Annotated in this window: 20 protein-coding genes and 1 pseudogene; 13 read left to right on the top strand and 8 right to left on the bottom strand. The window is 60.3% G+C overall.

Features of this window, described 5'->3' with window-relative positions:
* Positions 1-11 precede the first annotated feature (11 nt).
* From PI739_RS21170 to PI739_RS21155, 5 genes and pseudogenes are all read left to right on the top strand, one after another.
* Positions 12-1,103 (top strand): sugar diacid recognition domain-containing protein, encoded by a 1,092-nt coding sequence (locus PI739_RS21170; RefSeq protein ID WP_058396319.1) that lies wholly within the window; start codon positions 12-14, stop codon positions 1,101-1,103.
* A 112-nt stretch (positions 1,104-1,215) separates the two neighbouring features.
* The gene (locus tag PI739_RS21165; protein WP_271352170.1) at positions 1,216-2,355 is read left to right on the top strand and encodes a glycerate kinase; all 1,140 of its coding nucleotides are present in this window, start codon (positions 1,216-1,218) and stop codon (positions 2,353-2,355) included.
* A gap of 173 nt (positions 2,356-2,528) precedes the next feature.
* Positions 2,529-3,299, top strand: a pseudogene (locus PI739_RS24995) (HAMP domain-containing protein); the annotation flags it as partial.
* A complete protein-coding gene (locus tag PI739_RS24990; RefSeq protein WP_371857177.1) occupies positions 3,291-4,154 on the top strand; it encodes a methyl-accepting chemotaxis protein in 864 nt (287 codons plus the stop codon). The pseudogene PI739_RS24995 and the gene PI739_RS24990, both read left to right, overlap by 9 nt.
* Positions 4,155-4,279: 125 nt before the next feature.
* Complete coding sequence (locus PI739_RS21155) at positions 4,280-5,524, top strand: D-mannose isomerase (RefSeq protein WP_003371923.1); 1,245 nt, start codon at positions 4,280-4,282, stop codon at positions 5,522-5,524.
* Between the two features lie 33 nt (positions 5,525-5,557).
* Here the strand turns inward: PI739_RS21155 and PI739_RS21150 are convergent, their stop codons facing one another.
* Positions 5,558-6,646, bottom strand: coding sequence for an AbrB family transcriptional regulator (locus tag PI739_RS21150; protein ID WP_003371924.1), 1,089 nt, complete (start codon positions 6,644-6,646; stop codon positions 5,558-5,560).
* A gap of 106 nt (positions 6,647-6,752) precedes the next feature.
* On the opposite strand from PI739_RS21150, the gene PI739_RS21145 reads away from it, so the two are divergent.
* Positions 6,753-7,655: a LysR family transcriptional regulator gene (locus PI739_RS21145; RefSeq protein WP_271352168.1), complete on the top strand. Its 903-nt coding sequence runs from the start codon at positions 6,753-6,755 to the stop codon at positions 7,653-7,655.
* 9 nt (positions 7,656-7,664) lie between these two features.
* Here PI739_RS21145 and PI739_RS21140 read toward each other — a convergent pair whose 3' ends face one another.
* The gene (locus tag PI739_RS21140; protein ID WP_003371929.1) at positions 7,665-8,183 is read right to left on the bottom strand and encodes a nucleoside 2-deoxyribosyltransferase; all 519 of its coding nucleotides are present in this window, start codon (positions 8,181-8,183) and stop codon (positions 7,665-7,667) included.
* Positions 8,184-8,351: 168 nt separating this feature from the next.
* On the opposite strand from PI739_RS21140, the gene PI739_RS21135 reads away from it, so the two are divergent.
* Positions 8,352-10,055 carry a VRR-NUC domain-containing protein gene (locus PI739_RS21135; protein ID WP_054081065.1) on the top strand — a complete coding sequence of 568 codons (1,704 nt, stop codon included), beginning with the start codon at positions 8,352-8,354 and terminating at the stop codon, positions 10,053-10,055.
* Here the strand turns inward: PI739_RS21135 and PI739_RS21130 are convergent.
* Positions 10,031-10,333 carry a hypothetical protein gene (locus PI739_RS21130; protein ID WP_054081064.1) on the bottom strand — a complete coding sequence of 101 codons (303 nt, stop codon included), beginning with the start codon at positions 10,331-10,333 and terminating at the stop codon, positions 10,031-10,033. The genes PI739_RS21135 and PI739_RS21130 overlap by 25 nt on opposite strands.
* 110 nt (positions 10,334-10,443) lie before the next feature.
* Entirely contained in the window at positions 10,444-10,731 is a 288-nt protein-coding gene (locus PI739_RS21125) for a hypothetical protein (RefSeq protein WP_003371935.1), read from the bottom strand.
* Positions 10,732-11,249: 518 nt separating this feature from the next.
* Between PI739_RS21125 and pstS the strand changes: the two genes are divergently transcribed.
* The 4 genes from pstS (at position 11,250) to pstB (ending at position 15,006) form a co-directional block, all read left to right on the top strand.
* Positions 11,250-12,269: a phosphate ABC transporter substrate-binding protein PstS gene (gene pstS, locus PI739_RS21120; RefSeq protein WP_003371938.1), complete on the top strand. Its 1,020-nt coding sequence runs from the start codon at positions 11,250-11,252 to the stop codon at positions 12,267-12,269.
* A gap of 81 nt (positions 12,270-12,350) precedes the next feature.
* Positions 12,351-13,346, top strand: coding sequence for a phosphate ABC transporter permease subunit PstC (gene pstC / locus PI739_RS21115; protein ID WP_003371940.1), 996 nt, complete (start codon positions 12,351-12,353; stop codon positions 13,344-13,346).
* Positions 13,343-14,227 carry a phosphate ABC transporter permease PstA gene (gene pstA, locus PI739_RS21110; RefSeq protein WP_003435912.1) on the top strand — a complete coding sequence of 295 codons (885 nt, stop codon included), beginning with the start codon at positions 13,343-13,345 and terminating at the stop codon, positions 14,225-14,227. The genes pstC and pstA overlap by 4 nt, the downstream gene beginning before the upstream one ends.
* Positions 14,227-15,006 carry a phosphate ABC transporter ATP-binding protein PstB gene (gene pstB, locus PI739_RS21105; RefSeq protein ID WP_002553918.1) on the top strand — a complete coding sequence of 260 codons (780 nt, stop codon included), beginning with the start codon at positions 14,227-14,229 and terminating at the stop codon, positions 15,004-15,006. Before pstA ends, pstB begins: the two co-directional genes overlap by 1 nt.
* Here the strand turns inward: pstB and PI739_RS21100 are convergent, their stop codons facing one another.
* Positions 15,007-15,936, bottom strand: coding sequence for a LysR family transcriptional regulator (locus PI739_RS21100; RefSeq protein ID WP_003371946.1), 930 nt, complete (start codon positions 15,934-15,936; stop codon positions 15,007-15,009). It lies immediately after the preceding gene.
* Positions 15,937-16,152: 216 nt separating this feature from the next.
* Between PI739_RS21100 and PI739_RS21095 the strand changes: the two genes are divergently transcribed.
* Positions 16,153-17,151, top strand: a complete 999-nt coding sequence (locus PI739_RS21095) for an alpha/beta fold hydrolase (protein WP_054081063.1) — start codon at positions 16,153-16,155, stop codon at positions 17,149-17,151.
* Between the two features lie 68 nt (positions 17,152-17,219).
* Here PI739_RS21095 and nirD read toward each other — a convergent pair whose 3' ends face one another.
* Together nirD and nirB are read right to left on the bottom strand one after the other, a co-directional pair.
* The gene (gene nirD / locus PI739_RS21090; protein WP_003435908.1) at positions 17,220-17,606 is read right to left on the bottom strand and encodes a nitrite reductase small subunit NirD; all 387 of its coding nucleotides are present in this window, start codon (positions 17,604-17,606) and stop codon (positions 17,220-17,222) included.
* Complete coding sequence (gene nirB, locus PI739_RS21085) at positions 17,606-20,167, bottom strand: nitrite reductase large subunit NirB (protein WP_054081062.1); 2,562 nt, start codon at positions 20,165-20,167, stop codon at positions 17,606-17,608. Before nirB ends, nirD begins: the two co-directional genes overlap by 1 nt.
* A gap of 741 nt (positions 20,168-20,908) precedes the next feature.
* Here nirB and PI739_RS21080 point away from each other — a divergent pair.
* Positions 20,909-21,403, top strand: a complete 495-nt coding sequence (locus tag PI739_RS21080) for a GNAT family N-acetyltransferase (protein WP_003435905.1) — start codon at positions 20,909-20,911, stop codon at positions 21,401-21,403.
* A gap of 56 nt (positions 21,404-21,459) precedes the next feature.
* Here the strand turns inward: PI739_RS21080 and PI739_RS21075 are convergent, their stop codons facing one another.
* Positions 21,460-23,466 carry a peptidase U32 family protein gene (locus PI739_RS21075; protein WP_060707932.1) on the bottom strand — a complete coding sequence of 669 codons (2,007 nt, stop codon included), beginning with the start codon at positions 23,464-23,466 and terminating at the stop codon, positions 21,460-21,462.
* Between the last annotated feature and the right edge of the window lie 54 nt (positions 23,467-23,520).

The raw sequence follows: 23,520 nt of genomic DNA, 5'->3' as shown, positions 1-23,520 counted from the left end.
TGGAGTCGTTCATGTTCGCCCTTGATCGAGCGCTGGCCCAGGACATCGTCGACCGGGCCATGGCCATCCTGCCGTACAACGTCAATGTCATGGATTACCTGGGCATTATCATCGGCAGCGGTGATGCCGAGCGATTGTGTACCCGTCATGAAGGCGCGCAGCGAGTGCTGGCCAACCGGCAGGTGGTGGAAATCGATTCTCTGGCAGCGTCACAGCTCGGGGGTGTCAAGCCGGGTGTCAACCTGCCGCTGATGCTCGATCATCAACTGGTGGGCGTGCTCGGCATCACCGGCGAGCCGGACGAAGTGCGGGTGTATGGCGAACTGGTCAAGATGACTGCCGAGATGCTCATGGAACAGCGCCGCCAGCAGGCTGACCTTCAATGGCGGGCGCAGCGCAGCGAAGACCTGCTGGCTCGCCTGCTGTTGCCGGATTGTCCCGACAGCCTGGTGGATGAAGCGCGACAGCTGGGTTTGCAGCCGCACATGGCGCGTCAGGTGGTACTGCTCCAGTTTGCCGAGCAGGGGCTGGCTGCCAGCCAGGTTGCCAAATGGCTCGGCACGCGCTACGCCGACAGCTGGTGCGTGCTGCGTGAGCCCACCTTGCTGTACTGGTGCCGCGCCACGGGCAAGGAGCGTGACGATGCGCTGCTGCTCAAGCAGTTCGATGAACACCACTGGCCAGTGCTGCGTATGGCCACTGTGGCGCAATCGAAGGATCTGCCCACCCTGCGCCAGGCCTGCGCGGCAGCGCGGGATCTGCTCGACTACGCCAGCCAGGCAAGGCCGGCACAACGCCTGCTGCGTCTTGACGCCTATCGGCTGCCGGTGCTGTTCTGGCGTTATCGTCATGACTGGCTGGCCGAGAACGTCGCCGAGCCGATGGAGCGTCTGCACACGCATGCACAACTGCTCGACACCTTATGCAAATGGTTCGAGTACAGCGGCGAAAGCCAGGCGTGCGCTGAAGCGCTGGGTATCCATCGCAACAGCCTGCGCTACCGGCTGGAGAAGATTGGCGAGCTGACGGGTTGCGATCCTTACAAAACCGATGACCTGCTGCGCCTGTACCTGGGGGCGCAGATGATCACCGGTCACACCTGAAGCCGGGTTTTGTTCAAACGCCCGATGACGACCGCAGATCATTGTGCGAACGGCAGGCGGAGAACACGGTTTTGAGTGAGAGCATGCGAGATACCGGATCTGGAGAACAACAATGAAAATCGTCATCGCCCCCGACTCGTTCAAGGACAGCCTCAGCGCCCAGGCAGTTGCCGACGCGATCGCCAGTGGTCTGGCCGAGGTCTGGCCGCACGCCGAACTGATCAAATGCCCGATGGCAGATGGCGGGGAGGGCACCATCGAGGCGCTGCTGGCTGCCTGCAATGGTGAACTGATGAGTGCCAGCGTCAGCGGTCCGCTTGGCGCCCCGGTCAATGCTCAGTGGGGCTGGCTGGCGGAGAGCAGGACCGCAATCATCGAAATGGCCATGGCCAGTGGCTTGCAACTGCTGACCCTGGCACAACGCGACGCCTGTGTGACCAGCACGGAAGGCACCGGTCAGCTGATCTCGGCGGCGCTGGATGCAGGAGCCCGTCGGGTGATCCTGGCCATCGGCGGCAGCGCAACCAATGACGGCGGCAGTGGCATGCTTTCAGCCTTGGGCGCGCGCTTTCTGGATGCCGACGATCAGACTCTGGCGCCGGGTGGACTTGCGCTTGCCGACCTGGCGCGTATCGATCTGAGCGGCTTCGATCCACGCTTGTCTGACGTGTGCGTCGAGATCGCCGCCGACGTCGATAATCCACTCTGCGGGCCGAATGGCGCCTCTTCTATCTTCGGCCCGCAAAAAGGCGCATCGCCTGAGCAGGTCATGGCGCTGGACGCTGCGCTCGGCTGTTTTGCCGACCATACGGCTCAGGTTCTCGGCCAGGACTTGCGCGACAGTCCTGGCAGCGGCGCGGCCGGAGGCATGGGCTTTGCCGCCAAGGCCTACCTGAAGGCCTCGTTTCGTGCCGGCGTGGAAGTGGTGGCCGACCTGACCGGGCTGGAACACGCGTTGATCGGTGCCGATCTGGTCATCACCGGCGAAGGCCGTTTCGACGCGCAAACCCTGCGCGGCAAGACGCCGCTTGGCGTTGCGCGAGTCGCCCGGCGTCGGCAAGTGCCGGTGATTGTGCTGGCGGGAACCCTGGGCGAAGGCTACGAGCAGCTGTATGCGCAAGGCATCGGCGCCGCCTTTGCTCTGGTCAGCGGACCGATGAGCCTTGAGCAGGCCTGCCGCGATACCCGCCGCCTGTTGCACGAGCGTGCGCGTGACGTGGCGCGTCTCTGGCAGATGGCTTCGGGCCGTTGATGATCGCGCTGTGATCAACGGCAGCAGCCTGGCAATCGGCTGTTATTTTGACTAAGCCTGCGAATGTTCACTGGACGTGCTAAAGAATTGCCTGATCAGGGCGATATGCTATCGGTTGTCTGACAACTTCGAGTCGGACACCGTCCTCCAAAAAAATATAAAGAGCTCTGGTCATGAATCTACGCAAACTCACTATCGCTCGTCGTGCCGGTCTGGGTTTTACTCTCATTTCCCTGTTGGTGGCATTGCTGGGGTGGTTTGCGCTGGCACAGATGTCGACCATTCGCCAGAGTGAGGTGGCGGTGGAGACCAACTGGCTGCCCAGCATGCGAGTGGTCAACGATATCCGCGAGATCATGCTGCGCATTCGGACCATTTCCCTGCGCATGGCGCTGGACACCGATCTTGCGAGCATTCCGACCTACCGTGGTCAGCTCGACGTACGTCTGGGCGATCTGGACAAGAAGCTGGCCATTCTCAAGACCTTTGTCGACACCCCGGAAGAGAAGTCGCTGACCGACCAGTTCATGGTGACCATGGGCCAATACCGCAGTGCGCTGGACCGCTCATTTGTACTGGCTGGCCAGGGCGATAGCGTCGGACTGAACAAGCTGCTGCTGGTCGACATGAAGCAGATCGTCGACGGTTCCGGCAAGCAACTCGGTGATCTGGCCGACTTTTATGTCACCAGGGTCGATGCGGAAGGCAAGTCCGCCGAAGCCCAGTACGGTAAGTCGCGCGATATCGTCATTATCTTCGTGGTGATTGCCGCGCTGTGCACCATCGGCCTGGCACTCTGGCTGACCCGCAGCATCGTCGGTCCTCTGCAACGCGCGGTCACCGCCGCCGAGCAGGTTGCCAACGGCGACCTGACCCATACCATCGAGGTCGATGGCGAAGACGAAGTCACCCGGCTGTTGCGTGCCCTGGCGACGATGCAGATCAATCTGCGTGAAGCGATGCGCCACATCGGCAGTTCGGCCACGCAACTGGCATCGGCCGCCACCGAGCTCAACTCGGTCACCGAAGACAGCTACCGCGGGCTGAACCAACAGAATGCGGAGATCGATCAGGCCGCCACGGCGATCAACGAAATGACCTCGGCAGTAGAAGAAGTTGCGCGTAATGCCGTGTCCACATCGGACGCCTCAAACCAGTCCAGCACCTCGGCGCTGGCGGGCCAGACGCGGGTGATCGAGACGGTGCAGTCGATCCAGACGCTGACCGACAACGTGCAGGCCACCTCGACGCTGGTGCAAAACCTTGCCAATCAGTCGCAGGATATTGGCAAAGTGCTGGACGTGATCCGCTCGATTGCCGAGCAGACCAACCTGTTGGCACTCAACGCCGCCATCGAGGCGGCACGGGCAGGCGAGTCGGGCCGCGGTTTCGCGGTGGTGGCGGACGAAGTCCGGGCATTGGCGCATCGCACCCAGCAGTCGACCCTGGAAATCGATTCGATGGTCAGCGCCATGCGCAGCGGTTCGGCGCAGGCACTCGACTCGATGAACACCAGCCGTGACCGGGCCGACTCGACGTTGGCACTGGCCAAGGGCGCGGGTGAGTCCTTGAGCGAAATCACCTCGTCGATCAACCAGATCTCCGAGCGCAATCTGGTGATTGCCAGCGCGGCTGAAGAGCAGGCGCAAGTGTCGCGTGAAGTTGATCGAAACATCGTCAACATTCGCGATCTGTCCATGCAGTCGACTCAGGGCGCCAACCAGATCAGTGCGTCGAGCCATGAATTGTCGCGTCTGGCCGCTGACCTGAATCAGGTGGTCTCACGCTTCAAGGTGTAAAACCCTACATTGATACAGGTTGTGTCCGCTTGCCGACGATCGACCGGACGCGCATTATGCCCTCGGTCGAAATGACCTCCGGTACAGTCTGGGCACAACCTTATCGAAGGGGGCGGCATCGCTTCATGAATAACAATAATCAAACCTTCAGCAGTTGGCTGCGCTCGCCAGCCCATCACCAGTGGCTGGCCCTGGAAGGCAATCGTCTGTTGACCTTCGCCAAGGCCTCCAGACTGGACAACGGCTTTGGCAGTCTTGATGACTACGGTCGGCTGATGGTCGGTGCCACCGCAGGAACCATGAACACTGCGCGCATGACCCACTGTTTTGCCATGGCCCATGCGCAGGGCATTCCCGGTTGTGCTGCGCTGGTCGATCACGGTATCGCCGCGTTGCAAGGCCCGTTGCACGATGCCGAACATGGCGGCTGGTTCAGCGCCGCGCTCGAAGACGGCGGCAAGACCGACAAACAGGCTTATCTGCATGCGTTCGTTGCCTTGGCGGCCAGTTCCGCCGTGGTGGCGGGGCGGCCTGGGGCGCAGGCATTGCTGTCCGACGTCATCCAGATCATCCAGACGCATTTCTGGAGCGAGCAGGAAGGCGCCATGCGTGAGTCGTTCGCGCGGGACTGGAGCAATGAAGAGACCTACCGCGGTGCCAACAGCAACATGCACAGCACCGAAGCTTTTCTCGCGCTCGCTGATGTGACCGGCGACGCGCAGTGGCTCGACCGGGCGCTGAGCATCGTCGAGCGGGTTATCCACGAGCATGCCGGTGCCAACAATTTTCAGGTCGTCGAGCATTTCACCCAGGACTGGCAGCCGCTGGCCGATTACAACCGGGAAAACCCGGCCGACGGTTTCCGGCCCTTCGGCACCACGCCGGGGCATGCTTTCGAGTGGGCTCGGCTGGTGTTGCATCTGGAGGCTGCACGCCGTCAGGCCGGACGCGCCAACCCCGAATGGTTGCTGGACGACGCCCGCCAACTGTTTGCCAATGCCTGCCGGTACGGTTGGGATGTCGACGGTGCCCCGGGCATCGTTTACACCCTCGACTGGCAGAACCAGCCGGTAGTCCGTCATCGTCTGCACTGGACTCACTGCGAAGCGGCCGCTGCTGCTGCCGCATTGCTGCAACGTACCGGCGAGCAACAGTATGAAGACTGGTATCGCTGTTTCTGGGAGTTCAACGAGACACTGTTCATCGATCACGAACATGGCAGTTGGCGCCATGAGCTGAACGAGCGCAACGAGCCCAGCGCAGACATATGGCCCGGCAAGCCGGACCTTTATCACGCCTATCAGGCCACGTTATTGCCGGTGTTGCCGCTGGCACCTAGCCTGGCCAGCGCCCTGGCGGGGCTGGAATGAACGGCTAGCGTCTGTTGAGCTTGAGATCGGAAGTCAAAGCGCAGGGATGCGTTTGTCGGTCAGGCGGATGATCTGCCTGGCCAGGAAGCTTCCGGTCAGGATCACGCCGAACAGGCGCAAGGTCTGCATCGCCAGCACGAAGCCGACGTCGGCATGCGTATCGATGGCAATAATGGCCATGGTGTCCAGGCCGCCCGGGCTGGTCGCCAGGTATACCGAGAGATAATCCTTGCCCATCATCACCGCAATCAGCCAGGCCGACACAGCACAGAGCACGATCAACAGCAGTGAGGCCAGAATCATCATCGGCAGTCGTCTCCAGACGTATTGCACCGTTGGCCGGTCGAAACGCAGGCCGACGTAGCAGCCGATGGCACCGTAAGCGATGGGCAGCAACCAGGCTGGAACGCTGATCTGCATCACACCACTCAGTTGCAGCGCGCCGCCGAGCATCAGCGGCACCAGCAGGGCACCTGCCGGGAGACGCGAGCCGAGTGCCACGCCTGCGGCAATCACCGCCAGGCTCAGCGCCAGATCGACAAGGTCAAGGCTGGGCAAGACCGCCGCACTGCTGTGCAGGGCCGCAGCGGAATCCGGGGTGCCGATGAAATGGCTGACCAGCGCGCCGATGGTGACCACGCAGACCACGCGCACATATTGCATGGTGGCGACAATGCGTGAGTCGGCACCGTAATCTTCGGACATCGCGACCATCGCCGAGGCCGCGCCCGGTGACGTGCCCCAGGCTGCCGTGTTGCTCGGAATGCCGGCAAAGCGCACCAGCACCAGTCCAACTGCCGCGCTCAGCACCACCGTGAGGATGGTCGCCAGGAGCATGACATGCCATGAATGAAGGGCGGTGAGCAGCACACTGACCGACATGGCATGCGCGATCAGCACGCCGACCGTGCCCTGACCGAGTTGAAAGGCCCGCTTGGGCATGCGGATGCTGGCACCTGATACGCCAAAGCCTATGGCGACCAGCATCGGCCCGAGGAACATCGCAGCAGGCATATCGAACAGTTTGAGCAGTTGCCCGGCAATGCCGGCCATCAGGATCAGACCCGCCCATTGAGTCAGCGGGGAAAGGGAGGAAAGCGAAAAGCGTGAAGCGTTTGACAAGGACGTTCTCCTTGATTGGGGTGAATCACATGCACACAGTATCGACTTCCCAACCCATCAAGTCTATTTTCTAATAATCATGAATTGATAACTTTGGTTGATAGATATGGACCTGCGCGATCTCACCTATTTCGAAACCATTGCCGAGCTGGGGCATCTCGGACGTGCTGCGGAGAAGCTAAATCGCAGCCAGCCAGCGCTGACCAAGAGCATTCAGCGCCTCGAGGAGTCATTCGGAACGCGACTGTTTCAACGTGACGGCCGAAGGATCAAGCTGACGCCCGTGGGCGAGTTGCTGCAGGCGCGCGGCAAGGAGTTGCAGCAAAGCATTGCCCAGACCCAGCGCGAGGTGCGGGATTTCGCCAGTGGCATGGTGGGCAACATTCGGGTCGGCTGCGCCGCGACGATGGCGGAATATTTGATGCCGAAACTGACGTCCGCCTTGTTGCAGCGCACCCCGGACGTCACCTTGAAACTGGTGATAGGTCAGGATGACCTGTTGCGCGAATCATTGCGCTCCGGTCAACTGGACATGATCATTTGCGCGCTGGCGCCCGACAGTGAAGACGTCACCAGCTTTGCCATACTCAGGGACGAAGCCGTTGTGGTCGCCAGCAAGAATCATCCGATCTTCAAGCCGTCGTTGAAAATGAGTGACCTGTGCGCGTATCGCTGGGTACTGCCGCCTGTGAGTGTTTCATCGCGCAAATGGCTGGACGCAACCTTCGCTGCTCATGGCCTGCCGCTGCCGACGGTGCAGATCGAAGCGAACTCGATCTCGCTGTTGCCGGGGCTGATTGCCCGCAGCAACCTGTTGAGCTTCATTGCCCGCGAGTCGCTGGAGTTCGGCAAGACCATGCAGCACCTGCGTGAAGTGCCGCTGGAGCAAACCATCCTCAAACGCACCATTGGTGTGACGTTGCGCAAGGGCGGTTACCTGTCACCCGCAGCAGAAGGCATGTTGCAGATGCTGCGCGATAACGGCGGGGACTTTCTGGGGTGGGGCTGACCGCACCGGTCAGCCGCTTGTGGGCAGGGCCTGAAAGCCACTCAGGTACTTTGCCAGCGCCTCTGCACCCAGCTCCACGGTTGAGCTGGTGCCCGCCCAGCTGCAGGCGAGCATCAGGTTACGCGGCAGGTCGAAGTCTTCAACCGTAAACCCATTGGCGTCGAGACCGTTTTCATCGTGGGGAACCAGTTCGCGCAGCGACGCCACCGGTTCAAAGTACGCCCACACTGGCTTGTTCAGTGCGACCGCCATACCGACTTCGAAGGCCGTGCCCGAATCCGGCTCCAGGCCACGGAACACGTTGAGGTTGACCAGCATCGCTGAGCAGCGGTGGATCATCGCGACATTCATCGAGTAAATCTGCTGTGCGGTTTCATGCGCTGTTCGTCCGTGCGTGACCTCATTGTCAAACGGGTACAGACCCTCAAGTCCGTGTGCGGCGCACAGAGCCTTCAGATAGCGTCCATGTTCCACGGCATCGGTCCTGAACACGTCGAAGCCTGCGAGATAAACCAGTGGCGCGTGCATATTCGTCTCTCGGCTGCAGATGTTGTCGCGCCGATTCTAAGGCCGACCGTCTGCCCGCGATACATGCCATTGATCGGTCGAACACGATCAGCAGGCGTTTGCACTGGAATCTGTACGGATAACCAGTATCCTTGTTCAGTCTGCTCATTTGTCATGTGAACGCTGGCCTTGAATACTTCGCCCCTCGACAATCCGTTTTACTACCTGGAAAACTTCCGTCAGGTCCTTGACTGGATTGCCCGGCGCTACGATGACCTGCTCGACGCAACCGAGCGCCGCTTCATCAGCGAGTTTGCCGAGCTGCCGGTCCCCGCCCAGGGGTTGCTGGTGCGCATGGTGATGCGCAAGGGTGTGTTGTTTCGGGCCAGCAAACTCGGTTATGTCGAGATTGGCGACCCTCACGACGCCGTATTGCCGCTGCTGGCGCGGGAGTGGGTCGACATCGCTCCGCCACTGGGCCTGAGCGAGTTGTTCCAGCTGCTGCGTCGGGATGAGTTGAGCCACTGCTTCAAGGACCACGCGGTCAAGGGCCCTGAGCGCAAGCAGGATTGGTTCGAGCGCCTGCAGCCCATGTACCCGTCGCCGCAGTCCCTCGAACAATGGCATCCGACGTTGCCCGACGCCGTGTTCGGCCTGAAGATCATGCCGCTGTGTGATCGCCTGCGCTTGCTGTACTTCGGCAATCTGTACCAGGAATGGTCTGAATTCGTGCTGGCTGACCTGGGTATCTACCGCTACGAAAAAGTCGAGTTTTCGCTGGAGTCGCGTGGCATCAACGAGCGTGCGGATATCGATGTGTGCCTGCAATTGCATGCCTGTCGTGAAGCGCTGGAAGCCTGCCTGGAACTGCATGCGCTGGCCGAGCGGGTCATTGCCATCGAATGCGGCAACCCGTGGTTGCTCATGCGTCGTGGCAAACTGCTGTTTCGTATCGGGCAACAGGCCGAGCGCATGCAGGACTGGCCTCTGGCGATGGCGGTGTATCGTCAGTCGAGTTACCCCGGCGCGCGTTCAAGGCAGATCCGCGTGCTGGAGCGCAACGCCGAGTACGCAGCGGCGCTGGCGCTGGCGGAGCAGGCCCGTCTCGCTCCGGAAAGTGATGCCGAGGTCCAGCACCTGTCACGCGTCTTGCCACGCCTGCAACGCAAGCTTGGCCTGACTGCCGCGCGCAAGCGCACGGTGCGGGCCATTGCGCGGCTGGACGTGCAGGTCACGCCAGTGTCGGGCATGAGTGTCGAGCGTTTGATACGCCTGCACCTCGAAGAAGAGCAGGGCGGGGAGGTGCATTACGTCGAGAATGCGCTGATCAATTCACTGTTCGGGCTGCTGTGCTGGCGAGCCATTTTCGCGCCTTTGCCGGGTGCATTCTTTCATCCGTTTCACAGTGCGCCGAGTGACCTGTACAGCCCTGACTTTTATCAGCGCAGAGCATCGTTGTTCGATGCCTGTCTGACGCAACTGGAGTCTGATGAATACCTGACAACCATTCGTGAGCATTTTGAGAGCAAATACGGTCTGCAATCACCCTTTGTATTCTGGGGAGCACTGACGCCGGAGCTTCTGGAACAGGCGCTTCATTGCCTGCCGGCAGAGCACTTGCTTCGCTGGTTTCGTCGGCTGTTGCAGGACATAAAAGCCAACCGGACCGGGATGCCCGACCTGATCCAGTTTTTTCCGGAGCAGCGTCGTTATCGAATGATCGAGGTCAAGGGGCCGGGTGACCGCCTCCAGGACAACCAACTGCGCTGGCTGGACTTCTGTGCCGAGCATGGCATGCCGGTGGAGGTGTGTTACGTGCAATGGGCGACTGACGACAGTGCCTGCGTCAGTAGCGACCTGTCAGATCATCAAGGGGCCTTGTGCCCGTCCTGAGTGTCCTGATGATCCGCATCATGGGGCTGTTTCGAATCATGAGGCTTGTCGTCCGCGCTGCCGTTCTTTCCCGGCAAGGGGTCCATGCCTTTGGTGCCGGGGCTTGTGCCTGGTGCGCCGGGGCTGGTGCCGTCGACGTTCTTTTCCATTCCGGTGCCCGGGACTTTCGGACCGTCGCTGACCGGGTTGGTCGGTCCGGTCGAACCTGCAAGCGCACTGGTCGCCGACAGGGCCAAAAATGTCGCCAGGCTTATCGCCCCCAATCTATTCCTGATCATGGTGCAAACTCCGTGAGTACTTTGATCGAAACAGTACGTTGACTGAAACTGTGCCGCGAGAAGGGTAGACCCGCGGGCAGGGCATGGTCCTACCCGCGTAAGACGCCTGATTACTGAGTCTTGGTCTTTTCAGTGGTGGTGCTCTTGTCGTGCGTACCGTGTGTCGTCTTGTTGTCGTGCTTCATCGAACGCTCGGCTGCCGCTTCCTTGCTTTCAGCTTGCGCGCCTGGAGTCTCGGACGAGGTGCGGTCCATCGGCTGGGTATTGGTGCCCGGCAGTTTGGTCGCATTCTTGTTGATCGGGGTTTCAGGGGTGGTGGTCGACTCGGCAAAGGCGGCACCCGAAGCTACAGCCATCAGGCCAGCAAGAGTCAGGGCAGTCAGTTTGGTCTTGATCATGATGATTACTCCGTTGTTTTAAAGTACTCACGTTGGTCATTGGCCAGTGGCCATAGGTGCCGTCGAACCCGACGAACGGTAGATATGTTCGATGCATCAAGGCTTACGCCGTTGCTGTCCGCCGTGAGAGTCATCGCGCGCCCTTTTCGGTCATTCACGCCCCCCTTAACGCCGTCGACAGCGAAGTTTTAAGTTGATTTAGCTATAACTTGACCACTCGGTCATTTACAAAGCTTCTTAAAATCACACTTTCTTACATTTTTATAACGAAGCGGGCATTCCGCTACCTGATGAGTGGTGGCAGAAGGCTATTTGGGCTTGCGGGTCGAAAATGTCCCGTAAACATTGGGTTTGGAAGGGGTTTTCGTAGCTGGCGACGTAGGAAATCACTTACAAAAAAGTTCCCCTAACGACACGATTCGTTGGATTGTCATTAAACAGCAACATTTGAGGTTTTAAATCCGCCTCGGGCCTCCTTAAGTGGACCACCACACAATCTCCTGGACTGAGGTATTACCGTGATTCTGCTGACTAAAAAACGCTTGTCGCTTCTGATCGCATCGCTGTGCCTTAGCGGTGTGGCTCACGCGACTGATGTAACAGGCGCTGGTTCGAGTTTCGTCTACCCGGTTATTTCGGCGTGGTCCCAGGACTACAGCAAGAGCAAGGATAACCGTATCAACTATCAGTCCATCGGTTCGGGTGGTGGTATTGCCCAGATCAAGGCTGCGACCGTTGACTTCGGTGCATCCGACGCCCCGATGTCTGCAGAAGATCTGCAGGCCGGCGGCCTGGGTCAGTTCCCAAGCGTGATCGGCGGTATCGTGCCGATCGTCAACGTCGAAGGCGTCGAAAGCGGCGAGCTGAAGCTGGACGGTCCAACCATCGCCAAGATCTTCATGGGCGACATCAAGAAGTGGAACGACCCGGCAATCACTGCGCTGAACTCGGGCGTCAAACTGCCTGATACCGCAATCACCGTCGTTCACCGTTCGGACGGTTCGGGCACCACGTACAACTTCACCAACTACCTGAGCAAAGTCAGCCCGGAGTGGAACGAGAAGCTGAAGTTCGGTTCGACCGTGCAGTGGCCAGCAGGCGTGGGCGGCAAGGGTAACGAAGGTGTTTCGGCCTACGTGAAGCAGATCAAGGGTTCGATCGGCTACGTCGAGTACTCCTACGCAACCACCAACAAACTGTCCTACACCCAGTTGAAAAACGCTGCCGGCAAATTCATCAAGCCTGACGCCAAGGCATTTGCTGCCGCCGCCGACACTGCCGACTGGGCAAGCGCCAAAGACTTCAACCTGATCATGACCAACGCGCCGGGTGAGGCTGCATGGCCGATCACCGCGACCACCTGGATCATCATGTACAAGAAAGCCAAGAACGAAGAGAAAAGCACGGCTGCTTTCGACTTCTTCAAGTGGTCCCTGGAAAACGGCCAGAAGCAGGCCGAGAAACTGGAATATGTAGCGTTGCCGAAATCGCTGGTTGATCGCGTGGAAAGCTACTGGAAAACGGAATTCACCAAGTAAGTGATTCAACCCGTACCACCCCTGTCATCAGCCGCGATATCGGCTCGGTGACAGGGGCTTTTCCTTGCGAGTGGCCTCAACATGACTGAAAACACCCAATACCTGTCCGCTAACGTCTCCGCTGGTGAGTCCGAGGGCGAGAAGCGCGCCAAACGGGATCATCGTCATGACCTGTGGTTCAAGCGTTCATTGCAGGCTGCAGCGATGCTGGTGCTTGCTTTGCTGGGTTGTATTGCCTTGTCGACCCTGTGGGGCGGCAGTCTGGCATTCCAGACTTTCGGGTTTGGCTTTCTGACCAGTACCGAGTGGGACGTGAACGCCGGCAAGTTTGGCGCTCTGGTTCCGATCTACGGCACCCTGGTGACCTCTTTTCTGGCTTTGCTGATCGCCGTACCGGTGAGTTTCGGCATTGCAATCTTTCTTACCGAAGTGGCGCCGCCCTGGTTGCGCATGCCGATCGCCTCGGCCATCGAGCTGCTGGCCGGTATCCCTTCGATCATCTACGGCATGTGGGGGCTGTTCGTCTTCGGCCCGTTCATGGCTGAACACCTGTCGCCGTGGATCACCGAAAACCTTGGCGCACTGCCGCTGATCGGTCCGATGTTCCAAGGGCCGCCGTTGGGTATCGGCATGCTGACAGCCGGTATCGTACTGGCGATCATGATCACGCCGTTCATTACCTCGGTGATGCAGGAAGTCTTCCGCACCGTGCCCGTGGCCCTCAAAGAGTCGGCCTATGCACTGGGCGGTACAACCTGGGAAGTGGTCTGGGATATCGTGCTGCCGTACACCCGATCGGCCGTGGTCGGCGGTGTGTTTCTGGGGCTGGGGCGCGCGCTCGGCGAAACCATGGCGGTAACCTTCGTACTGGGCAACGCGCATCAGTTCTCGGCTTCGCTGATGATGCCGAGCAGTTCGATCGCTTCGGTGATCGCCAACGAGTTCAACGAGGCTTACACCGACTTGCACCGTTCGGCACTGATCGCCCTTGGCTTCCTGTTGTTCGTCGTCACCTTCATCGTGCTGGCCCTTGCACGCCTGATGCTGTCGCGCCTTTCGCGTAAGGAGGGGTTATGAGTAAGGATGTGACCGGCAGCGAGCACCTGTATCGGGTCCGCAGCATCAAGAACAAGATTGCGATGGTGCTCAGCTGTGGTGCCACTGCCTTCGGCCTGCTGTGGCTGGTGTGGATTCTGCTGACCACTATCATCAAGGGCATCGACGCGCTCAACCTGCAACTGTTCACCGGCATGACTCCGCCGCCTGGTACCGAGGGTGGACTGGCCAACGCGTTCTACGGCAGCGTGCTGATGTCCGGCATCGGCCTGCTGATCGGTACGCCGATCGGCCTGATGGCCGGCATCTGGCTGGCCGAGTTTGCCCGCTACACCAAACTGGGCAACGCCGTGCGCTTCATCAACGACATCCTGCTGTCGGCACCTTCGATTGTGCTCGGTCTGTTCGTCTACACCGTCGTGGTACTGCCACTCAACGCGGTGACAGGCCATCAGGTGGGCTTTTCAGCGATTGCCGGTGCGCTGGCGCTGGCATTGCTGGTGATCCCTGTGGTGGTGCGTACCACTGACGAGATGATGCAACTGCAACCCTCGACCATGCGTGAAGCTGCGCTGGCGCTGGGTGTGCCGCAATGGAAGCTGACCCTGCAAATCGTCCTTCGCGCGGCCAAGGCTGGTGTGGTAACCGGCGTATTGCTCGCATTGGCACGCATCACCGGCGAAACCGCGCCGCTGCTGTTCACCGCTTTCGGCAACCAGTTCTGGAGCAGCGATCTGCTCAAACCCATCGCCAGTGTTCCGGTGGTGGTTTTCCAGTACGCCATGAGCCCGTTCGATGACTGGCACTCCCTGGCATGGGCCGGTGCGCTGGTCATGACGTTGTTCGTACTGATACTGAGTCTGCTGTCTCGCTTAATTCTTCTGCGCAATAGGGCGTCCTGATGAACAACCTTTCCCTGGCCAACGAAAAAACCAAGATCCAAGTGCGCGGTCTGGAGTTTTTCTACAACAACCAGAAGTCGTTGAAGTCCATCGACATGACCATCCCCGAGAAGCGCATCACGGCGATCATCGGCCCGTCGGGTTGCGGTAAATCGACCCTGCTGCGCGTCTTCAACCGCATCTACGCGATGTACCCGAAGCAGGAAGCGCGTGGTGAAGTGCTGCTCAATGGCGAAAACATCCTGGCCCCAGGTTATTCGATGAACCGCCTGCGCAGTCATGTGGGCATGGTGTTCCAGAAGCCGGTGCCGTTCCCGATGTCGATCTACGACAACATTTCCTACGCCATCAAACATCACGAAAAACTATCGCGTCGGGAAATGGAAGATCGCGTCGAGCAGGCCCTGCGTGGCGCGGCCTTGTGGGACGAGGTCAAGGACAAGCTCAAGCAGAGCGCGACCGGTCTGTCCGGCGGTCAGCAGCAGCGTCTGTGCATCGCCCGTACCATCGCGCTGCGTCCTCAGGTATTGCTGCTTGACGAGCCGACCTCCGCGCTCGATCCGATCTCGACTGGTCGTATCGAACAGCTGATCACCGAGCTTAAAGAGCAGTTCACCGTGATCATCGTGACTCACAACATGCAGCAGGCGGCGCGTTGCTCCGACTACACCGCCTTCATGTTCATGGGTGAACTGATCGAGCACGGCGACACCGATACCATCTTCACCAAGCCCTCCAAGACCCAGACCGAAGATTACATCACTGGTCGTTTCGGCTGATCATCCGGCCAGGGCGGGCGCTTCCTGGCGCTCGCCCATGAACTCCTCGATCCTGCTGCGTAGCCAACGCTCGGCAGGGTCGCTGTCCATCACACTCAGCCACGTCATCGACAGGTCCAGCCCCGGTGTGGGGAAGGGCAGTGGCTCGTCATACAGCAAGCCCAATGCGCTCATGGCCTTTGCCGCATAGTCGGACAGCCCCGAAATCATGTCGGTGCCGGCCATCAATGCGGGCAGGGTGGCGAACTGCGGCACCGACAACACCACCTGACGCTTGCGCCCCAGCGCGGTCAGCCACTCATCGGCGAAACTGCTGACACTCGCGACGTGCGACACCACAACATGTGGGCGCGAGCAGTATTCGTCCAGGCTCATGGGGCTGGCAGGCTTGTCGGCGCGCACCAGCCTCGGCTGCACGTTACGCAGCGTCTTGCGCTTGGCATTGGCGGGCAGTTCACGGGTCAGGCAGACGCCAACGGTGATATCGCCGGACATCAGCACCTCGGAAATATTCAGGTAGTCGACGTGCTTGACCACGATCACCACGCCGGGCGCTTCCTGGCGGATGGCCTTGAGCATCGCCGGCAGCAGGCCGAATTCGACGTCATCGGTCAGGCCGATGCGAAAGGTCATCTTGCTGACCGACGGGTCGAAGTCGGTGGTCAGGCTCAGCGCTGTGGACATGGCGTCCAGCGCAGGCGTCAGGTGCTTGAGAATCTCGTGAGCGCGCGCGGTGGGTTCCATGCGGTGGCCGACGCGGATGAACAGTGGGTCATTGAGCAGACTGCGCAGGCGATTCAAGGCAGCGCTTATCGTAGGTTGGCCGAGAAACAGTTTTTCGGCTGCGCGGGTGACGTTACGCTCCTGCATCAATGTTTCGAATACCACCATCAGGTTGATGTCGGCCTTGCGCAGTTCATTTCGATTCATTGCTGTTCCTTGGCATCAGACCTGGACGGCCAAGTCTAGGCAGTCCACGCAGAAGGCGTCCAGCATTTTGCCTCTGCATGATGAAACGTCTGCTTACGGTTCTTCGGGCAGGAAAAGGGCGAATCTGTAAGGGGAAACAGGGTCTACTGGCAGGCCTGCGGTTTAACGTAAAAACCGCCTTGGATTCCCGATCCCTAGCTACAGGAGGTGCCCCTTATGCGGGCTGCAAAGATTGCCGGTATGTTGATGTCGCTGACGCTATCAGGCGCAGCACTGGCTGAAACGCCCGGTTATGGCCAGCAACTGGAAGGTTTTACTTACCCTCACGCGCTGCATAAATTCAGTTTCCAGTCCCAGGGCCAGACGCTGGGAATGGGTTACATGGACGTCGCGCCGAGCGGCAAGGCCAATGGCCGCACGGCGGTGCTGCTGCATGGCAAGAATTTTTGCGCTGCGACCTGGGAAGACACCATCAAGGGGCTGAGCGCTGCGGGCTATCGCGTTGTCGCACCGGATCAGATCGGTTTCTGCACCTCGACCAAGCCGGAACACTACCAGTACAGCTTCCAGCAGTTGTCGATGAATACCCATGCGCTGCTGGAAAAACTGGGTATCGACAAGGTGTCGGTAGTCGGTCACTCCACGGGCGGCATGCTGGCCACGCGTTATGCGTTGATGTACCCGAAGCAGACCGAGAAGCTGGTGATGGTCAACCCTATCGGTCTGGAAGACTGGAAAGCACTCGGCGTGCCGTACCGCAGCGTCGATCAATGGTATGAACGAGAGCTGAAGACCACCGCCGAAGGTATTCGCGCTTACGAGCAGAAGACCTACTACGATGGCCGCTGGAAGCCGGAATATGACAAGTGGGTCGACATGCTGGCCGGTCTGAACAAAGGGCCGGGGCACAAGATCGTGGCCTGGAACTCGGCGTTGATCTACGACATGATTTTCACCCAGCCGGTGTTCTACGAGTTTCCCAGGTTGCAGGTGCCGACGGTGCTGATGATTGGCGATGCCGATACCACTGCCATCGGCAGCGACATCGCGCCGCCTGAGGTCAAGGCAAAGATCGGCAATTACAAGGTACTGGGCAAGCAGGTGACGCAGATGATTCCAGGCGCCAGGCTGGTGGAGTTCAAGGGCAAGGGCCATGCCCCGCAGATGGAGGATCCGCAGGGCTTCAACAAGGCACTGGTCTCCGAGCTTCAATAAGCTGCACGTCATGCCATGCAGCAACCTGGTCCGACAGCCACCAGGTTGCCTGCGACCGGCACTGCCGATTACACGGCAATTTCTACCAGATCACCCTTGAGCCTCACCGGCCAGACGTCGAGCCGCTGTTCCGGGTATTCGATGCAACTGCCGTCGTGCAGGCGAAAGTGCTGCTTGTACAGCGGCGAGGCGATGACCAGCTCGCCCGCGATCTGCCCGATCAGACCACGCCCGATCACGTTGGCCCCGGATTTGGGATCGCGGTTGTCGATGGCAAAGAGCTGCTCGCCCTGTGCGGTTTCGGGCAGGTAGAACAGCGCGACCTGCGCGCCGTCCAGCCACGCCACGACGCCTGAATTGGCAACCAGGTCCGCGCGTCCGCACAGGGGCTGCCAGTGTAACTGCGCTGCCGCGGGCGCATTGTTGCCGGCGATTATTGTCTGAGACGCGTTCATCACACCACCTCCTTGAACAACGGGATAAGGGCCAGCTCTTCGGGTTTTGCCGGCCGGCGCTGGGCGCGTTCCTTGACGAACTGCACGTCGGGGTCAGCACGCCCGTCGTTGACGAAGGTGCGGAAGCGCTTGAGCTTTTCCGGGTCCTTGAGGGCATTGGCCCATTCGCATTCGTAGCGGTCGACCACCAGTTGCATCTGCGACTCCAGCTCTGCGGCCAGGCCCAGGCTGTCGTCGATGATGACCGCCTTGAGATAGTCGAGGCCGCCTTCCAGCGATTCACGCCAGACCGAGGTACGCTGCAGCTTGTCGGCAGTGCGGATGTAGAGCATCAGGAAACGGTCGATGTAACGAACCAGGGTTTCATCATCCAGATCGGTGGCGAACAGCTCGGCGTGACGCGGACGCATGCCGCCGTTGCCGCACAGGTAAAGGTTCCAGCCGTTTTCGGTGGCAATCACGCCGACGTCCTTGCTCTGCGCTTCGGCGCATTCGCGGGTGCAGCCGGATACCGCAAACTTGAGTTTGTGCGGCGAGCGCAGGCCCTTGTAACGGTCCTCGATGCGCAGCGCCATGGCGACACTGTCCTGCACGCCGTACCGGCACCAGGTGCTGCCGACGCAGGATTTAACCGTACGGGTCGACTTGCCGTAGGCATGGCCGGTCTCGAAGCCTGCCTCGATCAGCTCGCTCCAGATATCCGGCAACTCGTGCAGTTGCGCGCCGAACAGGTCGATGCGCTGGCCGCCGGTGATCTTGGTGTACAAGTCGTATTTTTTCGCCACCGCGCCAATCGCTATCAGGCCGTCAGGGGTAATCTCGCCACCCGGAATACGTGGCACCACCGAGTAGGTGCCGTTTTTCTGCATGTTGGCCATGAACGTATCGTTGGTGTCCTGCAGAGGCACCAGCGAAGGCTCGGTGATGGGGCGGTTCCAGCACGACGCCAGGATCGAGCCGACTGCGGGCTTGCAGATGTCGCAGCCATGCGCGCCTTTGCCATGGCGAGTCAGCAGTTCGTCAAAGGTTTCGATGCCTTCGACGCGGACCATCGAGTACAACTCCTGGCGGGTATGAGCGAAGTGTTCACACAGGCTTTTATCGACCGCCACGCCGCGGGCCACCAGTTCATGCTCGAAAACCTGTTTGAGCAGTGCGGTGCAACCGCCGCAGCCGGTGGCGGCCTTGGTGCAGGACTTGATTGCGGCCAGATCGGTGCACCCATTGTCTATGGCCGAGCACACGGCGCCTTTGCTGACGTTATGGCAGGAGCAGATGGTCGCTGTGGCGGGCAGGGCATCGGCGCCCAGCGTCGGCGCGCCTTCGCCACGCGGCAGAATCAGGCTCGATGGATCGGCGGGCAGCGGGATGCCGTTCTGCGCATACTGCAGCAGCGTGTCGTAATAGCTGTTGTCGCCGACCAGCACAGCGCCGAGTACCTGCTTGCCATCGGCCGACACCACCAGGCGACGGTAGCTGGCGGTGGCTTCATCAATGAAGCGATAACTGACGGCCCCGGCCAGCGCACCATGCGCATCACCGATGGAGCCGACATCCACACCCAGCAACTTGAGCTTGGTGGACATGTCGGCGCCGAAGAACGCGTCGGTATCCTGTTCGCACAACTGTGCTGCCACACCGCGGGCCATTTGATAGCCGGGCGCGACCAGGCCGAACACGCTGCCGTTCCAGGCTGCGCATTCGCCGATGGCATAGATATCAGCGTCGCTGGTGCGGCAGTGCTCGTCGATTGCGATGCCACCGCGTGGGCCGAGCGCCAGCTCACACTGACGGGCCAGGGCGTCTTGCGGACGAATACCTGCGGAGAACACGATCAGGTCGGTCTCGAGAAACTCGTCGTTGGCGAAGTTCATCCGATAGCGATACTGCTTGCCGTCGCTGATCGACTGCGTGGCGCGGGACAAATGCACGCCGACGCCCAGCGCTTCGATACGCGCCTTCAATGCAGCGCCACCGAGGTCGTCCAGTTGCACCGGCATGAGACGCGGCGCGAACTCGACGACATGGGCTTCCAGCCCCAGGGATTTAAGCGCATTGGCCGCTTCGAGTCCGAGCAGACCGCCGCCGACCACTACGCCTCGTCGGGCCTTCGACGCGGCATAGCGAATGCTGTCCAGATCCTCGAGTGTGCGATAGACCAGCCGGGAATTGCCCCGCGCGCCTTCGATAGGCGGTACGAACGGGTAGGAGCCCGTGGCCAGGATCAGTTTGTCGTAACCGAAGCAGCCTTCGGCGGTGATGATTTCGTGACGATCACGATCGATTTCCAGCACCGGTACGCCGAGGTGCAACGTCAGGCCGGGTTGTTCGTAGACAGACATCTCGCTCATGGCCAGCGATTCGGCGTCGCGGCCTGTGAAGTATTCGGACAGGTGCACGCGGTCATAGGCGCGCTGTGTTTCCTCGCCAAAGACGTGGATGCGATAGCGTTCGAGTGCGCCGCCTGCGATCAACTGCTCGACGCAATGATGCCCGACCATGCCATTACCGACGACGATCAGGGTTTTTACATCGTTGAGGGGGAAGACTGTGGTGTTCATAGCGAGTCCCGGCCGAGGCCAATCAGGTTTTTCAAAGCAAAAAAAAAGCGCCCGGAACCGTTCGGTTCCAGGCGCCTTTGCCTGTTGTCTTATTGGGTATTCGGGGGTGCCATCGAGCCACGTTGCCGGAAGCACCCGAGTAGCCCTCTGGTCTCTGCGAGACTGGCGATCCACGTCGATCAACCGGGGCGGCCCGACCACATTCATGGTGGGGTTGTTGAGGATTATGCAGAGGTTGTGCCAGCTTGCGTCGGCAGCGCTCCAAGCCCGAATTGGCAATGCACGCAAGGCTGCGCAGCGTTTACGGCGGCGTCCGGCGCATGACTTTTCCTGCCTTGCATTGGTGCGCATCGAAGGGTTTGCGCTGTAAAGCTGTGCGCCGTACGCGGAGCGTGGGCACGATAACGGCGTGCCTGCGGTCTGTCATTGATTCTGCCCGCAGGGCGCAGGAGCGACCGGGGCGGCGATCCTCATTGTTCGCGAAGACGGTGGGTAAGACGACGCATTTCCTCAGACTGTACCGGCCCTTTCGCGAACAAGTTCGCTCCCACGGCCTTTGGCCAGAATCAAAAGCGGACTTGCGTACAACGCGGAACGCTCCGCGTGGGAATGCCTGTCGTGACGCTCTGCGTCACAATTCTGCGCCGCACCGCTTGTTCTATAGTTAAGCAGTGCGTTCAAAAGCCCAAGTCTGGCGTAACATTTGTATCACCCTGCAATTCCCCCAATAAGTCCGTGCTCATGAACATCACTATTACTGAGGTACACCCCTCCGAGATCCCGCACACCGTCGATTTCGTCATGCGTGCGCGTGCCGGAATCTTTCCCTTGCTCGACACTGTCACCGTTCCGCCCGATCTGGCCGGTTTCGAGCAGGTGTATCTGCACGGGGAGGACGGCAAGTTTCTGATCGCCCGCAGTGAAGGACAGATCATCGCGGCTGTGGGCTACCTGCCGTTTGATCATCGTTTCCCGCAGCTCGATTATCGCGGGCGCAGAACCGTTGAGATCGTGCGCCTGTTCGTCAGGCCGGAGTTTCGTGGCGACGGGCTGGCCAGCCGTTTATGTCAGGCGCTCTGGGCCCATGCCGAGGCAGGTGGCATAGAGGTTTTGTACCTGCATACCCATCCGTTTCTGCCCGGCGCGATCCGTTTCTGGGAGAAACAAGGCTTTGCCGTGACCGATGTGGAGAGCGATCCGGTGTGGAACACGACCCATATGGAGCGCGTTCTTTAAGAGGGCTTTGTCAGAAGACGAAAGGGGCTGGCAGGGCGCCAACCCCCTTGTACCGATCAGTGCGGAGAACGCTGACGCGCAGTCTTGAGCAGGTCTTCCGGTGTGATATGGCCGACCACCGATTTGGCCGCCGCGCTGCCGGGGAGCGGCAAGTCGAGAATGTGACCTTTCATCTTGCCGATCACGTGCATTTCGCAAGGCTTGCAATCGAACTTGAGGGTCAACACTTCATCACCGTGCACCAGTTGCATCGGCGCGACCTTGGTGCGCACGCCCGTCACACCTTTGGCCTGTTTCGGGCACAGGTTGAACGAGAAGCGCAGGCAATGCTTGGTGATCATCACGGGCACTTCGCCGGTCTCTTCGTGGGCCTCGTAGGCCGCGTCGATCAGCTGTACGCCGTGGCGATGATAGAAGTCGCGAGCCTTCTGGTTGTAGACGTTGGCCAGAAAAGACAGATGCGACTCCGGGTACACCGGTGGCGGGGTCGTCTCCGCCTTGCGGCCACCGCGCGGATGAGCCTTGATTCGCGCTCCGGTCAGTGCCTCGATGGCGTCGCGGCGCAGGGTCTTGAGCTGCGAGTTGGGTACGAAGAACGCCTGTGGCGCGTCAAGCCTGACGTCCTGGGCATGATAGATCGTGGTGCCCAGTTGAGTGAGCAGGTCACGCAACTGATCCAGCGCCTGTTCGGGCTTGTTGGCCGCGCCAAACGGTCCATCGAGACCGACCGTGACGCTCACGCCTTCTTCGCTGGTGGCTTCCAGGCTCAAGTGATCTTCGCGCAGCGTAACCTGCCACTGAACGCCGATACGACGTTCGGCCGAGGTCTTGAGCAGCGCCTGTTGCCAGTTGTGGTCCAGGTTGCGGTTCAGCGGATGATTGGGGCGTACGCGCGACAGCGCTGCGGGCATCTCGTTGGGCTCTACGCGATAGCGCCAGCGCTTCTGGCCGTCCTCTTCGAACTCGCCCTTGAGCTCGGCGATGTTGGCACGGAAGCCCACCACTTCACGCTTGATCTGCACATTGAGGCCGTCGCCGTTGGACAGCGGCTCGTGGGTCACGGCGATCAGGTCGCGCTTGCCGAGCTTTTCAACGGTGCCCACCGCCAGACCGGTGAAGGTCGGCGTGTCGAACGCGCCGATGTCGATCTTGCGGTCGCTGACGAAATAATCGGTGCTGCCGCGATGAAAGGTCTTTTCCGGGTCCGGCACGAAAAAGTGCGCGGTACGGCCGCTGGAAGCGGGTGCGAGGTCCGTGCGGTCTTCGAGAATCTCGTCCAGACGCTGGCGATAATAGGCCGTGATGTTTTTCACGTAGCCCGCATCCTTGTAGCGCCCTTCGATCTTGAACGAGCGCACGCCGGCGTCCACCAAAGCACGCAGGTTGGCGCTCTGATTGTTGTCTTTCATCGACAACAGATGCTTTTCGAAGGCCACAACGCGACCCTGATCATCCTTGAGGGTGTACGGCAGGCGGCAGGCCTGCGAGCAGTCGCCACGGTTGGCGCTGCGGCCGTTTTGCGCGTGGGAAATATTGCACTGCCCGGAGAACGCCACGCACAGGGCGCCGTGGATGAAGAATTCGATGGCCGCATCGGTTTCATCGGCGATTGCGCGGATTTCCTGCAGATTCAGTTCCCGGGCCAGCACCAGCTGCGAGAAACCGGCCTGATCGAGAAACTTCGCCCGGCTCAGGGTGCGAATATCGGTTTGCGTGCTGGCGTGCAGCTCGATGGGCGGAATGTCCATCTCCATCACCCCGAGGTCCTGCACGATCAACGCATCCACGCCGGCGTCGTAGAGCTGGTGAATCAGCTTGCGCGCGGGCTCCAGCTCGTCGTCATGGAGGATGGTGTTGATGGTGGTAAAGATCCGCGCGTGGTAGCGGTGCGCGAATTTGACCAGCTCGGCAATGTCGCTGACCTCGTTACAGGCGTTGTGCCGCGCACCAAAGCTCGGCCCGCCGATATACACCGCATCGGCACCATGCAGGATGGCTTCACGGGCGATGGTCACATCCCGTGCAGGGCTGAGCAATTCCAGGTGGTGCTTGGGTAACGACATGGCAACGGGATCCGGCTGCGGGCAAAGCGCGCATTGTAGTGCCACAGACCGCGC

The sequence above is a fragment of the Pseudomonas cerasi genome, from assembly GCF_027983475.1.
GTDB classification, from domain to species: domain Bacteria; phylum Pseudomonadota; class Gammaproteobacteria; order Pseudomonadales; family Pseudomonadaceae; genus Aquipseudomonas; species Aquipseudomonas cerasi.
The sequence above is the reverse complement of the archived record's forward strand: the minus strand, read 5'-3'. Positions and strand labels throughout refer to the sequence as shown.

What these genes read in the sequence shown, in the direction of transcription:
- PI739_RS21170 (WP_058396319.1), top strand. Translation starts at nt 12, where the DNA reads ATGTTCGCCCTTGATCGAGCGCTGGCCCAGGACATCGTCGACCGGGCC.
- PI739_RS21165 (WP_271352170.1), top strand. Translation starts at nt 1,216, where the DNA reads ATGAAAATCGTCATCGCCCCCGACTCGTTCAAGGACAGCCTCAGCGCC.
- PI739_RS24990 (WP_371857177.1), top strand. Translation starts at nt 3,291, where the DNA reads ATGCAGATCAATCTGCGTGAAGCGATGCGCCACATCGGCAGTTCGGCC.
- PI739_RS21155 (WP_003371923.1), top strand. Translation starts at nt 4,280, where the DNA reads ATGAATAACAATAATCAAACCTTCAGCAGTTGGCTGCGCTCGCCAGCC.
- PI739_RS21145 (WP_271352168.1), top strand. Translation starts at nt 6,753, where the DNA reads ATGGACCTGCGCGATCTCACCTATTTCGAAACCATTGCCGAGCTGGGG.
- PI739_RS21140 (WP_003371929.1), bottom strand. Translation starts at nt 8,183, where the DNA reads ATGCACGCGCCACTGGTTTATCTCGCAGGCTTCGACGTGTTCAGGACC.
- PI739_RS21130 (WP_054081064.1), bottom strand. Translation starts at nt 10,333, where the DNA reads ATGATCAGGAATAGATTGGGGGCGATAAGCCTGGCGACATTTTTGGCC.
- PI739_RS21125 (WP_003371935.1), bottom strand. Translation starts at nt 10,731, where the DNA reads ATGATCAAGACCAAACTGACTGCCCTGACTCTTGCTGGCCTGATGGCT.
- pstC (WP_003371940.1), top strand. Translation starts at nt 12,351, where the DNA reads ATGACTGAAAACACCCAATACCTGTCCGCTAACGTCTCCGCTGGTGAG.
- pstA (WP_003435912.1), top strand. Translation starts at nt 13,343, where the DNA reads ATGAGTAAGGATGTGACCGGCAGCGAGCACCTGTATCGGGTCCGCAGC.
- pstB (WP_002553918.1), top strand. Translation starts at nt 14,227, where the DNA reads ATGAACAACCTTTCCCTGGCCAACGAAAAAACCAAGATCCAAGTGCGC.
- PI739_RS21100 (WP_003371946.1), bottom strand. Translation starts at nt 15,936, where the DNA reads ATGAATCGAAATGAACTGCGCAAGGCCGACATCAACCTGATGGTGGTA.
- PI739_RS21095 (WP_054081063.1), top strand. Translation starts at nt 16,153, where the DNA reads ATGCGGGCTGCAAAGATTGCCGGTATGTTGATGTCGCTGACGCTATCA.
- nirD (WP_003435908.1), bottom strand. Translation starts at nt 17,606, where the DNA reads ATGAACGCGTCTCAGACAATAATCGCCGGCAACAATGCGCCCGCGGCA.
- nirB (WP_054081062.1), bottom strand. Translation starts at nt 20,167, where the DNA reads ATGAACACCACAGTCTTCCCCCTCAACGATGTAAAAACCCTGATCGTC.
- PI739_RS21080 (WP_003435905.1), top strand. Translation starts at nt 20,909, where the DNA reads ATGAACATCACTATTACTGAGGTACACCCCTCCGAGATCCCGCACACC.
- PI739_RS21075 (WP_060707932.1), bottom strand. Translation starts at nt 23,466, where the DNA reads ATGTCGTTACCCAAGCACCACCTGGAATTGCTCAGCCCTGCACGGGAT.